At 59.3% G+C, this 13,151-nt stretch carries 10 protein-coding genes; 4 read left to right on the top strand and 6 right to left on the bottom strand.

The features are described from left to right. Window positions 1–201 precede the first annotated feature (201 nt). The 6 genes from LDN82_RS09515 to LDN82_RS09490 all read right to left on the bottom strand — a co-directional run bounded on the left by LDN82_RS09515 (window position 202) and on the right by LDN82_RS09490 (window position 8,774). A complete protein-coding gene (locus LDN82_RS09515) occupies window positions 202–1,770 on the bottom strand; it encodes an AMP-binding protein (RefSeq protein WP_224167155.1) in 1,569 nt (522 codons plus the stop codon). A 195-nt stretch (window positions 1,771–1,965) separates the two neighbouring features. Next, entirely contained in the window at window positions 1,966–2,889 is a 924-nt protein-coding gene (locus LDN82_RS09510; RefSeq protein WP_224167154.1) for an alpha/beta hydrolase, read from the bottom strand. Between the two features lie 8 nt (window positions 2,890–2,897). Further along, a complete protein-coding gene (locus LDN82_RS09505) occupies window positions 2,898–5,186 on the bottom strand; it encodes a CoA transferase (protein ID WP_224167153.1) in 2,289 nt (762 codons plus the stop codon). Window positions 5,187–5,441: 255 nt separating this feature from the next. After that, window positions 5,442–6,785, bottom strand: coding sequence for an MFS transporter (locus LDN82_RS09500; RefSeq protein ID WP_224167152.1), 1,344 nt, complete (start codon window positions 6,783–6,785; stop codon window positions 5,442–5,444). Between the two features lie 162 nt (window positions 6,786–6,947). Further along, entirely contained in the window at window positions 6,948–7,883 is a 936-nt protein-coding gene (locus tag LDN82_RS09495) for a zinc-binding dehydrogenase (protein WP_224167151.1), read from the bottom strand. A gap of 552 nt (window positions 7,884–8,435) precedes the next feature. Further along, the gene (locus LDN82_RS09490; RefSeq protein WP_224167150.1) at window positions 8,436–8,774 is read right to left on the bottom strand and encodes a hypothetical protein; all 339 of its coding nucleotides are present in this window, start codon (window positions 8,772–8,774) and stop codon (window positions 8,436–8,438) included. A gap of 213 nt (window positions 8,775–8,987) precedes the next feature. Here LDN82_RS09490 and LDN82_RS09485 point away from each other — a divergent pair, with 213 nt between their 5' ends. From LDN82_RS09485 to LDN82_RS09470, 4 genes are all read left to right on the top strand, one after another. After that, on the top strand, window positions 8,988–10,286 hold the full coding sequence (locus LDN82_RS09485) for an LLM class flavin-dependent oxidoreductase (RefSeq protein WP_224167147.1): 1,299 nt from the start codon (window positions 8,988–8,990) through the stop codon (window positions 10,284–10,286). A 64-nt stretch (window positions 10,287–10,350) separates the two neighbouring features. Further along, complete coding sequence (locus LDN82_RS09480) at window positions 10,351–10,869, top strand: flavin reductase family protein (RefSeq protein WP_224167149.1); 519 nt, start codon at window positions 10,351–10,353, stop codon at window positions 10,867–10,869. A 91-nt stretch (window positions 10,870–10,960) separates the two neighbouring features. Further along, on the top strand, window positions 10,961–11,458 hold the full coding sequence (locus LDN82_RS09475; protein ID WP_224167148.1) for an NUDIX domain-containing protein: 498 nt from the start codon (window positions 10,961–10,963) through the stop codon (window positions 11,456–11,458). 326 nt (window positions 11,459–11,784) lie between these two features. Then, window positions 11,785–13,083 carry an LLM class flavin-dependent oxidoreductase gene (locus LDN82_RS09470; protein WP_224167147.1) on the top strand — a complete coding sequence of 433 codons (1,299 nt, stop codon included), beginning with the start codon at window positions 11,785–11,787 and terminating at the stop codon, window positions 13,081–13,083. Window positions 13,084–13,151: the final 68 nt, after the last annotated feature.

Here is a 13,151-nt window from a genome sequence, read left to right as displayed (position 1 = left end):
TGCGGCGATTCCACGCCACTGCTCAATGCATGCACCTGTTGTCTTCTCCAATTCTCAGGCATCGAGCCCGAACGAAATGAACCGCTGGCTGCGAAGCGGTAGCGCCGCCTGCAGATTGGGGGTTCGTGGTCAACGGATCAGACCGTACTGACGGAGCGCCCACGCTTGCCCGTGGGAGATCCAAATCCGTCAGGCTGCGTATCACCGCAGTTCTGATACCTGCGCAAAGGATGGGGAACCAATCTCCTCAACGCTCTGGGGGACGGCGATTAGTTTGCGCCGCATGATCTTGCCGCTGGAGGTCTTAGGGAGGTCTTCGACGAACCGAATCATTCGGGGGCGCTTATAGGGTGCCAGATGGGCGGCACAAAATTCGATGAGGTCTTTCTCACCGACCGTCCCGCCGTTTGTTCGCACAACATACGCGCAGGCCAGCTCCCCTTTCACCGTGTCGGGTACGGGGCCCACGCCCACCAGAGCAACTTCCGGATGTGCGCTCAGTACTCGTTCAATTTCGGCTGGATAGACGTTGTAGCCGCCAGTGATGATCATGTCCTTAAGGCGGTCCACAATGAACAGGTTCCCCTGCTCGTCCATACGGGCAACGTCGCCAGTGCGTAACCAGCCCGCTTCGTCCAGTACCTCGGCAGTAGCCTCAGGTTTTCCGTGATATCCCAGCATCACAATGGAACCACGGATCAGAAGTTCTCCAGCCTCGCCCCGGGCTGCTTCCCGGGCAGGGTCGGCGAGGTCCCTGACAGTGGCCTCCATACCAGGCAATGGGACACCAATTGATCCTCGGGGCCCTTGCGTATGAAGGGCGTGCGTGGTTCCCAGACCTGCCAGTTCGGTCATGCCCCACAGCTCAATCAATGGTGCCCCGGAGCGGTTTTCCCACCGTTCAATCGTCACGATTGGCATAGTTTGACCACCGACAGTACAACGAGTTAAGGAAGTCAGATCACTTTTTTCAATAGCCGGATCGGCAAGCATCGTAGCGTACATCGCCGGCACTCCCTCGAACATCGTCGCCTTGTGCTCGCCGATTAGTTCCAAGGCGTCCGCTGGTCGGAATCGCTCCATCAGCACCACCGTGCCTCCCACGAGCCACGTCGAATTTATCGCGACGTTCCCATACACATGGGGCGCCGGTAACGCCGTCACGACAACGTCACGGTCTTCACGTCCGTGCATCGTGGCCGTGAGTCCGAAATTGGTTGCAACCGCGCGGTTACTCTGTATAGCACCTTTCGGATGCCCCGTGGTGCCTGAGGTGTATCCGATCGTGCAGGGCATCTCTGGCTCGGGGGTGAAGACCGGAACTGCATAATCTCCTGATAAAAGCTCCGAGAACGACTCTGCCCCCTCGATACTCCCTCCAAAGGAGACGATTAGGCACTCGTGGGGGAGGTTCTGCGACGCCGCGATTACTTTGGCTGCGTCATCCTCGCCGACGAAGATCATCGCGGACTCGCAGTCCTCGAGAACGAACTCCACCTCTCGGGCTGTCAGCATGACGTTGATGGGATTGACCACGGCGCCTGCTTTGAGCGCACCGTGATACGCCACAAGCCATTCCCAACGGTTTTGGGAGTACAGCGAAACTACGCGCCCTGGTTGGATTCCACGCGCTGCAATGCCGGCCGCGACCTGGTTACTTGCCTCGTGGAGGTCGTTGAAGGTCATGGTGCGTGCCGCTGTGACCAGAGCGGCCTTGTCGCCGAACCGGCCTGCCACATATGGGAGGAGTTGGCCTGGACCATTGATCATTGTCGTACTTCTCTTCCTTGGCTTGGGTTGTCGGTAGGCCGGCTCTCGGGATGCAATAACTCCCCTTGTCCACTGAGCCTTCTTCTGTTCCTTGTAGAAGGACCGGACGGCTTGCTGCTGCGACAGGCAACTGCTTGGCGACAGGTCCACGGTTGGTGCAGCCCTGCTGGTAATAAGTGCAGGGGTTCAAAACGTTCACCCGCCCACGGCCGCCATCAGGCCCAGTCGTTCCGCAACCCAAGATCCTGCTTCTGCGATCGACAGGTCCGCTGCCGAAGAGCGTCCAGCCATGAACTGAAAGACATGCTGCTGGCCAGGAACAGTGTGCAGCTCTACTTCCACGCCTGCTTCCCGGGCCCGGTATGCAAACCGCTCCGCATTGTCGAGGAGCGCCTCGTCGAGGCTCGCGGTAAGGAAGACCGGAGGGAATCCGGCAAGATCAGCATGAAGCGGATTTACCAGCGGGTCCGTTCTGGAAGTGTCCGCACTGAGGTATGCCATCACCATCTGCTGGACCAACGGTCCCCTGACGAGGACGTCCTTTGCCGCATTGGTTTCCAACGACTTGCCGTTGCATTCAAGGTCAAACCACGGCGAGAAACCAATGATGGCCGCCGGCAGCGGCAGCCCCTTGTCCCGGAGGCGTACGACGGAGGAGACTGCCAGGCAGACACCGGCTGAGTCGCCAGCGAACGCGATGCCATCAGGGTCGACACCTTGGCTGCGAAGCCAGCCGTAAGCACCCTCGACGTCGTCGATCTGCGAAGGATATTGGTGCTCGGGAGCTTGACGATAGTCCAGCAGGAGGACCCGGCATCCCGCTGCTGCGGCCAGATGTCCGGCCAGCTTTCGATGACTGTTCACACTCTGAACGACGAACCCTCCACCGTGGAAGTACAGAATCACATGCCTCTGGTCCGCACCGGCAGGAATGCACCAGATACCTGGCCTGCCTCCGGCGTCCACCTCTTCATACGTCACGTTTTTCGGCTCGGCCGAAACACGGTGGATCTGGTCCAGAAGGGCCCTGTTAAAAACCAGGTCAATGTCCGGGGCCGCTGTCAACGCTGCGCCGCTGGACTGGTAGAACTCTTTCAATGTGTCACGTTCAATAGTCATTAGTGCTCCTAGGTGGTGATGAGATGAATGGGCTGGAATTGGGCTCGAATGTCTGAAGTTTGGGCCCCAAGCGGCCCGGGATCCGAGCAGGCATCGGCCGGGATCGGCCAGGGTCGCGGGCGATGCCCCAGAATCGGCGCGTTGTCTCTTCGCTCTCCGTTCTTCCCAAGGCGGATGACGTTTCTCCTCTGCCAGATCGGATCGTGCGCGACCTGCGTAATTTCCCGGACTTCTTGGACGCCTATGTCTTCTGCTGCCAAAACGCTTGCCCAAGTGGCACATGTGCGCTGTCGGAGCGCCACTGCCAGGGCTTGGGCGAATGGTCCGTCAGCATCCCCAGCTGTCTTGGTGCTGGGACAGTCAGGGATGCCAACAGCCCTTATCAGGTCTTCTACCTGGGCAGAGTCTGCACCAAGGAACAGCCAACCGTCGGCTGCCTGATACAAACGTTGCAGTGCAGACCAGCCAACAGCATCAGTGCCCGTAGGCTCGCTCATCCGACCCGCCTCCGTTCCGTCGAACAGATAGACACCCTGGTGAATTGTCGCGGTCTGCACAAGGGACGTGCTGATGTGCTGTCCCAGCCCGGACTGCCCCAGCTCAAACAAACCCAGGGCCGCCGCCAAGGCACCCAGGATGCCCGTCCCGACGTCGGAGATCAGGTATGGCTGGTAGATGGGCCAGTCATCGGTCCCACCGTAGCGAACCGATAGTCCGGTGGCCGCCACGGCTTGGTTTTCATGGCCGCGCCGGTTCTTCCAGGGACCCTGTCGGGAGTACGCGCTCAACGAGACGTAGACGAGATCCGGTCGCTGCTCGCTCAAGGTTTCAAAGCCGAGGCCGTACCGTTCCACCGCGCCAAAGGCGTAGTTTTGCAGAAGAACGTCCGCCCCTTTAATTGCCTCCTGCAAGATGTTCAGGTCCTGGCCGCTTTGAACATTCAAGAACGCTGTGTGTTTGCCACGGTTAGTGAAGGAACCGTGGAACCCGTTGTTCCCGGAGGGGTCCGGGTTCGCTACCTTAATGACGTGGGCCCCATAGTCCGCGAGTAACCTTCCGGCGATCGGTCCGGCCACCACCTGGGACAACTCGACGACTGAGATACCTGTTAGGGGCGCTTCAGCAGGCAGCTTGTTCTGTTGACCTGAAGCGCGCCTGCCCTGGAGTCGTCCACTCACAGCTACTTCGCTGTCGCCACCTGGCAGAGACCGCCGCGATATACGCTCCGAAGTCCTGCTGAAATGGATGGCAGCACCGGCCATAGTGATTGGACCATACTCTGGATCGTCAACTGAGGTTACCGCTCCAGACTCCTGCGCGTGCTCGTTGACGAGCCATTCAGCGGGGGTCCGAACCCGGGCAAACGGTGTACCAATATCGATTGCAATCGCTTCCCATTCCGTAGAGGGGCGCGACCGCATCAACTCGGCAAATCGCAGCTCGGCATCACCGCGCCGAGCGGGGTCTGCAAACATCTCTCCCATATCTGCCAAACCCGCGGAGACCCATTCCTCCCACACACCTGCAGCGCGAAGCAGCCGTTCCACAAAACGCGGGTAGGGCACCTGGTCGACGTAGCCTCCGTCCGCACACCGAAATGAACCCAAGAAAGGCCTAGGTGCAGTATCTCCTGCCCCGACAAACCCAGGAAATTCCAGATGAAATCCGACTACCTCCAACAAGGCTTCAGACAACGGGACTTCAAGGCGGGCGCCGCGGCCGGTTTTATCCCGATCTATCAGTGCGACCACTACCTCCAAAGCACCCAGAAACGCTGCCGTGTTAGAGGCGATGGGGATTGCCGTGAACAAGGGCTTGCCGGGATCAGCGACATCAACGTGCGCACGTGCTTTCCAGTCCCAGTGCTCCTTCAGACGTCGATACCCGGCCGTGGCGCTCATCACCACTCCCTCCCAACCCGGCATGGAGGCCCGGGGATCATCGGTGGCGAATCCAGGCAGGGAACAGTAGATAAGGCGAGGGTTGGAGGAACACATCGCGTCTGGCCCAAGACCCAGCCTGCCCATGACGCCCGGACGGAAATTCTCCACCACGACATCGGCCCACGCAATCAGGTCCTGCGCCCTACGCCGGTCGCGGTCATTGTGAAGGTCAAGCGTGACCCTGCTCTTTCCGCGGTTAAGGAAGGCATCGGGCTTTCCCGAGAGCCGCGGCCCACCAGGAGGGTCGACGTGCACCACCTCGGCACCATTCTGAGCAAGCAGTTCTGCGAGCAGGGGGCCCGCAATGAAGTGGCCGAAGTCCACGACCTTGATTCCGTTTAAAGCTCCAGACACAACTGCCTCTCTTCTGCATTGAATGAGACCTAGCTCATGTGACGTGCTGTTCCAGTTACTTCAGGCCATGTCCTGGTTGAGAGGACCTTCAGTGATGAAGAGTGATCCACCAAACAAGACCAGTGTTTGATCGCTGCGGCGGTTATCTGGTCCACTCGTTTGTCATTGCCGTGTCGAGCGCATTGACGTGGTTCGCCGAATCGAGCGTCATCCGCAGCACGTTACCGGTCCACTCGGTAAGAACGTGGGCGCCGATCATTTTCCGAACCCAGCCTCTTCATATTCACCCGCCATGGAGCGGTCGAACTTACGGACACCGAAATACAGGAGTGGCGTCAAGAGCACCATGCCTAGAGCTGCCAGGACGACCACGGACACACCCGATGCGGCGCTACCGGTAACTACTTCACTCAGACCGAAAAAGTATGGGCCGACGAATCCACCGGCGAGCCCAACTGTGTTCAGGAACGCGAAGCCAGCTGCTGCTGTGCGTCCAGTAAGTCGCTTCATGATAATTGGCCAGTAAACCGGCACTGAGCCGATAACGAAGATACCGATCAAAGCCAGGAAAATGAGTTTGAAAATATTCTTGTCAACGATGCCGAAAAGGAGTGCAAAAATCAGGACCGCGCTCGAGTAGATGGCGACCATTGGGATCTCCCCCAACCGCTTGAGGATGGACGGCGTAACGAGCAGGCCCGTGACCCCTCCGAGTCCAACGAGGCCCGTGATAAGACCAATGATTTGAATGTTGGGCCCGATCATGCCCGCCACAATCGCCGGCGTGAAGAAGATGATGCCGAAGTTCGCAACCTGGCTGAAAAAGTAGATCGCAGCAAGCGCGAGAATGAACGGAGTGGATACGATCGCTGCAAGTGTACGGCGTACAGTCGGCTGGGGTTCCACTTCGCCGACGGCGCGTTCCGTGAGGACGGCAGCTTCATCGCCCGACAGCCATCTCGCGTCGGCCGGGCTGTTCGGCAGCCGAAAGAAGATCACTAGGCCAATCAGAACGGCTGGGATTCCCTCGAGCAGGAACATCCACTGCCAACCATCCAGCCACGGCCACGCTGCGGTTCCCGCGATGATCGCGCCGCCAAGCGGGTTTGCCACGACGCCGCCAATCGCAGCCGATAGTGCCACAAGAGACACAGCTCGCGATCGGTCTGAGTGCGCGAACCACGTCGCGACGACATACATGAGGGCGGGGTAAATTCCTGCCTCAGCAGCGCCGAGAAGCATGCGAAGGATGTAGAACACAGCAGGTGAGTCGACCATCAGCATCGCCGAGGAGATTATTCCCCACGTGATTGCAATCCGGCTGATCCATATCCTCGGGCCAACCCGATAGAGAACGAGGTTGCTCGGTATTTCAAGCAGGGCGTATGTGACGAAGAACAGCCCGGCCCCCAGTCCGTACGCAGCGGCGTCGATGCCGGCGGAGATCTCGAGGGAATTTTTAGCGAGCGAAACGTTCGTCCGATCAACGAAAGCTATGAAGAAGACCGCCATCAAAAGCGGTAGCAGGTGCCTGAAGGCCTTCTTCGTAGCTATCGCCTGCAAAGTGTCGTCTGGCATCGCGTCAGTGCGTGCAAGCATCGTCTACTCCTTCGTAGAGGGCTGCGCGGACCAGCCGTGCAGTTTCTAAAGCGTGTAAAAAGACGTTCTAAAGCTTTCGTCGCAGAAACTTTGGATCTCTGCCCGGTCTGAACGAGACCGACGTTGGCCCGACGACCAACGGGAGGCACCTGCCGATCGGCTTCAGTCGAGGAGAGCGACTGCTCGTGCTGTCGATTCGCCCCGCGCTAACCGGCCCATAGCTTCCCCAATGTCTTCGAACGCGATGGTCTCCACCTTCGACTTCACATCACCCGCAGCGATCATGCGAAGCACGTCCTCAACGTCCGCTGGGGTTCCGGCCAGGGATCCAAGATAAGTAAGCTGTTTCAGAACCATGGCCTGCGTGGAGATCGTGGCATGTTCGCGAGCCCCACCGACCTGAACGACGGTTCCGCCTGCACCTATGGTGTCGATAGCCTCTGCTGTGGTGGTGCCGAATCCGGCGTAGTCGACGATTACTTCGAGGTCTTTGTCGGCGTATTTCGTAATTGATGACGCAACCTGAACGTCTCCATACTCACGGACAGCGGCACGAACCTTTTCGTTGATTTCGGCAACAAATACTTTTGCACCCATTCCCAGCGCGAACTGAATGGCAAGCGAGCCGAGGCCGCCCGCACCGATGATCCCCAGGCGGGTGCCCTCCGTGACTCCTGCCTTCTTGAGGGCGCGAAGCGCCGTCATTCCCGCATCCGTTGCCGGCGATGCTTGTTCCCAGGGGACGTCATCTGGAATCGGGACAAGGAGTTCGGTTTGAACCATGACCTGCGGTGCGTACCCGCCATGAAAGCGTGTGCCAGGGCCATCGGTGTGCGCGGCGACCGCAACACGCTGGCCCGGGGTAAACTTCGAAACACCCTCGCCGACGCTTCTGATCACGCCAGCGATTTCATGACCGAGCGTGATGGGTTTGTAGCCCAGAAGGTGAGTGAGGGTACCGTCAAGGAAGCTGACGTCGGTGTGACATAGTCCGGCGGCCTTTACATCGATCACAACCTCACCAGGGCCGGCGGTTGGTGAGTCGACATCTTGGAGAGTCAGCGGCTGATGCGCATCAACCAGTTGCCATGCTTTCATCTAAAAACCGTCCTCAAGTCTGCCCAAATGAGACGCAGCTCATATCATCGGGTCTCAGCCAGTTACTCTAGGCGCGATCGAGCATCACGGATGTCCTTTCCTCGCACACGCCTATCCACTTGTCGCAAGCGGTCGCGGGGACCGGGACGTCGTCGGAAGCCTTGGTGTCGCGAGTGAATTGCCAACGCATTAGACCTTTTTAGGTATCAAGCAGTCAGTGATCAGAGACTTCGTGGAACACCTGGCCGGCGCCCCAACCCCTGACTGTCGAGATCTAAAGGCCCGGACACGCGCCCGTGGCCGGTTTGAAATAGCCCTTGCCCGCAGGGCGGCTAATGGTCCATCTGCGATGGGTGTCGCAGCTCAGGTTCCGGCAACGGACACAGTCTGTTAGCCGAGTATCGAGCTTCGTTGCTCGGCGAACGTGACCATCGCCGGATAGACCAAGCCACATCACGTCCGGCCCGTCGGGACCGGACGTGATGTGGCTTCGGTCATTGGGCTGCCTTCAGTTGCGCGGCGGACCCAATCGCGCATTCCGTAGCCGGCGATCTAGTCTTTCTTATGGGGGTTTGCAACCCCAGGTATCGCGAATTCGACGTGGGCGAAAAGGCCAGTCTCGTCATTCGTGAGCCACCCCTTGCTGCGCGCGTACGCGATCATCTTCTCCCAGCCGGCATCCCAGTCCGGGCCCCTTGCGGCCGAGGACGCCTTGGCCCGTAGGGCCGACACCTTCAACACGGCGTGATCGTCCTCGTAGGACGCCCCGATTCCTGATTTCCGGAGTGCATCACCGATGCCCTCCGCGGTCAGGCCAGTGGAAACGTGAAGTCGGCGGAAGTCATCGGCCTCCAGGATCTTTGCCTCGTGTCGGTTCAGCAGAACAATCATGCGCATCTCCCTCGTCTGACTCGCCTGGCTGGCGTTCATGGAACGGTATCCAGTGACCCGGCGGCGATCAATGGGAATGGTCAGTGGCGGTGGCGTCGTGCGTCTAGCGGATATGGTCCTGCGATTTTGGGACAACCGCGGGGATATGACGACGGTTACTTTTGTGGGGATGACACACAACACGTGTTCAACGACGAAGACGAAAGGAACGTCATGATTGAGTTTTCCTGCCTCCACAACGGCGGAACTGATTTGCCGATGACTACTAGCGCCGGGGACCGGAATGTCACTTTCCCCAGCGCGGACATGGCCGCGATCCACCGGTCCTACCAACGCGTAGCCGTCCAGCAGATCGAACAAGCCGTCCTCGCAGAAGAATTGGGATTCCACTACTTCTGGCTCACCGAGCACCATTTTCAGCCCGAGGGCGCCGAGTTCTCGCCAAATCCGCTCCAGGCCGGTGCCGCGATCGCGATGAAAACATCGAAGATCCGCATCGGACAGATGGCCAATATCCTGCAGCGGCATCACCCACTGCGCCTCGCTGAGCAAGCGGGCTACCTGGACGTACTTTCTGGAGGACGGCTGGAATTCGGCGTCGGAAGGGGAGGCGGAACCCGGGAAACAGAACCGTTCAGCCAGGCATACGGCTCCTCAGACGTGGACCGGTACCGCAGCGACGCGCTCTTCGATGAGGCCATGGAAATCATCCTCAAGGCCTGGACCGAACCGTCCTTCTCCTACCACGGGTCCTTCCTGTCGGTGCCGCCCAAGTGGCTGACATGGCCTTCACGCATCACCGAAGCCTACTTCTCCCAGCCCGGCCTGGAACGAAGCCTGGAAGACGTCATCGAAGTGCGGGATGGCCAGGCCTACCTGAAGGAACTGTCCGTTTACCCGCAGCCCCTGCAGACCCCGTACCCCCAAGTCTGGCAGACGGCATTGAGCACCGCTTCCGTGCGTTCGGCCGCGAGGCGAGGCTATAACGTATGTCACCTCGGCGCCGGAGGCGACCAGGTCAAAGAAGTGCTCGACGCCTACCACACTGAATCCGAACAGGCCGGCTGGCCTGACCGGAACAACGGTGGCGAATTCAAATTCGGCTGGGACTCGGCCAGGAAACGCGGCGTCTCCTTCCTGCGGTTCATTCACGTAGGCGATCCCACCCCCGAGAAACGTGCTGGGCTTTACCACTTCCCGAACTACATTGCCGAGTCCCTTATCAGCGGCGTCCACATCCCGGCCGGAGCGCGGATGACCGGCGAGTTCTTCGACCAGAACGGGCTGATGCTGCACGGCAGCGTGCAACAGGTTATCGATGGATTGATGGCCGATTACCAGGCCGGCTTTGAGGACTACCTCGTCCTGCCGATCTTCGAAACCCCAGGCCTGACCGGAGACGAAGTAAAAGAACAGATGCACATCTTCGCCGAAGAAATCATGCCCGTCCTCGCAAAAGAATGCGGCGGCACCGCCAACCTCGAACCCCTCATCGACATCCCCGCAACCTGACCGCCCAAACCCCTGCCCCAGCTGAATCTAATAACTCCTAATCAGAAAGTTTGGTGAGCCAGTCATGAATACAGCATTAGAGGAACGGAGTATTGACCCTCGTGCATTTCGCGACACCTTGGGGCATTACGCCTCTGGGATCACGATCATTAGCAGTATGGATGAGGCGGGGCCAGTCGGGTTCACTTGCCAGTCCTTCTATAGCGTCTCCACTGAACCGCCGCTGATTTCCTTCAGTGTGATGAAGACGTCCACCACGTACCCTCGGATTCGGGAGACCGGAAAGTTTGTCGTAAACGTACTCTCACACAGCCAGCATGCAGTATCGAACCAGTTCGCTAAGAAGGGCACCGACAAGTGGGCAGGCGTGCCGTGGAAGGCAACCGAGGCCGGCACCCCGATCATCGAAGAGACGCTGATGTGGCTCGAATGCGACATCTGGGCAGAACACGACGCCGGTGACCACCTTATCGTCTTAGGCAAGGTCAAAGAGATGAGCCCTGCGGACTGGCACATCCACGAACCCCTCCTGTTTTTCAAAGGAAAGTACCGTACTTTGCGTCCGGAAGAGGAAGTAGCCTGACGGATGTCCGGACCAGCTGTGTCCGGCCCTGAATAGGTGGGCGGCGGAGAAGGGGGCAGGGGACGCGCGGAGCATTTCTAAGGACACGAGAATGACCACTATCAATGCATCTTCCGGGCCCGGCTTCACGCCGACCGCTGCTATCGACATCCCCGCCGGCAACACAGTTATTGCCGCCGTCATCGAATGGCGAGGCAAAATCGCCCTGTTCAGAAGAAGCCGACGTCTTGGTCACGACAGCGGACTCTGGCACTGCATCACCGGGTTTGTCGAAGCGGGGGCAACGCCCGAACAGCAAGCCTTTGCAGAATTATCAGAAGAAGCCGGACTTCAAGCCAAAGACCTGGACAGCCTCCTGCAAGGACCTGCTCTCGTGATCACAGACAGCATCGGAGGCCCATGGCTCGTTTACACCTTCACCGCCATGATCTCCCGCCCCCGGCTGAGGATCGACTGGGAGCATGACACCTACCGATGGACCCCTGCGTCCAAGGCCAAGCGCTTCACCAATCGAGTCGACTGGCTGGACAAGGTGCTTGTCGCCACCGGTCACTTCCCCGCCATCGTCCCGATCCCCGATACAGTATGAACAAAATGCGACGCCAAGGCCGCTTTGTCCTGCTCAGGTGCAGCCAAATGGCAGACCGCTGGTCATGGTAGACAACACGCCCAGATATTTTGGGCCCCAACTTACCCAGCACCCTAATCGTGGAGACAAGCCCACCATTGACCGGTTTACCCTGCCCGACGCCTGCAGCCATGATGGCGATCAATGGGAATGGTCAGTGGCGGTGGCGTCGTGCGTCTAGCGGATATGGTCCTGCGATTTTGGGACAACCGCGGGGATATGACGACGGTTACTTTTGTGGGGATGACACACAACACGTGTTCAACGACGAAGACGAAAGGAACGTCATGATTGAGTTTTCCTGCCTCCACAACGGCGGAACTGATTTGCCGATGACTACTAGCGCCGGGGACCGGAATGTCACTTTCCCCAGCGCGGACATGGCCGCGATCCACCGGTCCTACCAACGCGTAGCCGTCCAGCAGATCGAACAAGCCGTCCTCGCAGAAGAATTGGGATTCCACTACTTCTGGCTCACCGAGCACCATTTTCAGCCCGAGGGCGCCGAGTTCTCGCCAAATCCGCTCCAGGCCGGTGCCGCGATCGCGATGAAAACATCGAAGATCCGCATCGGACAGATGGCCAATATCCTGCAGCGGCATCACCCACTGCGCCTCGCTGAGCAAGCGGGCTACCTGGACGTACTTTCTGGAGGACGGCTGGAATTCGGCGTCGGAAGGGGAGGCGGAACCCGGGAAACAGAACCGTTCAGCCAGGCATACGGCTCCTCAGACGTGGACCGGTACCGCAGCGACGCGCTCTTCGATGAGGCCATGGAAATCATCCTCAAGGCCTGGACCGAACCGTCCTTCTCCTACCACGGGTCCTTCCTGTCGGTGCCGCCCAAGTGGCTGACATGGCCTTCACGCATCACCGAAGCCTACTTCTCCCAGCCCGGCCTGGAACGAAGCCTGGAAGACGTCATCGAAGTGCGGGATGGCCAGGCCTACCTGAAGGAACTGTCCGTTTACCCGCAGCCCCTGCAGACCCCGTACCCCCAAGTCTGGCAGACGGCATTGAGCACCGCTTCCGTGCGTTCGGCCGCGAGGCGAGGCTATAACGTATGTCACCTCGGCGCCGGAGGCGACCAGGTCAAAGAAGTGCTCGACGCCTACCACACTGAATCCGAACAGGCCGGCTGGCCTGACCGGAACAACGGTGGCGAATTCAAATTCGGCTGGGACTCGGCCAGGAAACGCGGCGTCTCCTTCCTGCGGTTCATTCACGTAGGCGATCCCACCCCCGAGAAACGTGCTGGGCTTTACCACTTCCCGAACTACATTGCCGAGTCCCTTATCAGCGGCGTCCACATCCCGGCCGGAGCGCGGATGACCGGCGAGTTCTTCGACCAGAACGGGCTGATGCTGCACGGCAGCGTGCAACAGGTTATCGATGGATTGATGGCCGATTACCAGGCCGGCTTTGAGGACTACCTCGTCCTGCCGATCTTCGAAACCCCAGGCCTGACCGGAGACGAAGTAAAAGAACAGATGCACATCTTCGCCGAAGAAATCATGCCCGTCCTCGCAAAAGAATGCGGCGGCACCGCCAACCTCGAACCCCTCATCGACATCCCCGCAACCTGACCGCCCAAACCCCTGCCCCAGCTGAATCCAAAATGCGAATGTCCGGCTTTGAAAGCTCCCGATCCGGC

Source organism: Arthrobacter sp. StoSoilA2 (assembly GCF_019977195.1).
GTDB lineage: Bacteria > Actinomycetota > Actinomycetes > Actinomycetales > Micrococcaceae > Arthrobacter.
Note: the sequence above shows the minus strand (reverse complement) of the source record. Positions and strands in the feature narration are given on the sequence as shown.

Coding starts and splice junctions, on each gene's coding strand:
- LDN82_RS09515 (WP_224167155.1), bottom strand. CDS start 1,770: ATGATCAATGGTCCAGGCCAACTCCTCCCATATGTGGCAGGCCGGTTC.
- LDN82_RS09510 (WP_224167154.1), bottom strand. CDS start 2,889: ATGACTATTGAACGTGACACATTGAAAGAGTTCTACCAGTCCAGCGGC.
- LDN82_RS09500 (WP_224167152.1), bottom strand. CDS start 6,785: ATGCTTGCACGCACTGACGCGATGCCAGACGACACTTTGCAGGCGATA.
- LDN82_RS09495 (WP_224167151.1), bottom strand. CDS start 7,883: ATGAAAGCATGGCAACTGGTTGATGCGCATCAGCCGCTGACTCTCCAA.
- LDN82_RS09490 (WP_224167150.1), bottom strand. CDS start 8,774: ATGATTGTTCTGCTGAACCGACACGAGGCAAAGATCCTGGAGGCCGAT.
- LDN82_RS09485 (WP_224167147.1), top strand. CDS start 8,988: ATGATTGAGTTTTCCTGCCTCCACAACGGCGGAACTGATTTGCCGATG.
- LDN82_RS09480 (WP_224167149.1), top strand. CDS start 10,351: ATGAATACAGCATTAGAGGAACGGAGTATTGACCCTCGTGCATTTCGC.
- LDN82_RS09475 (WP_224167148.1), top strand. CDS start 10,961: ATGACCACTATCAATGCATCTTCCGGGCCCGGCTTCACGCCGACCGCT.
- LDN82_RS09470 (WP_224167147.1), top strand. CDS start 11,785: ATGATTGAGTTTTCCTGCCTCCACAACGGCGGAACTGATTTGCCGATG.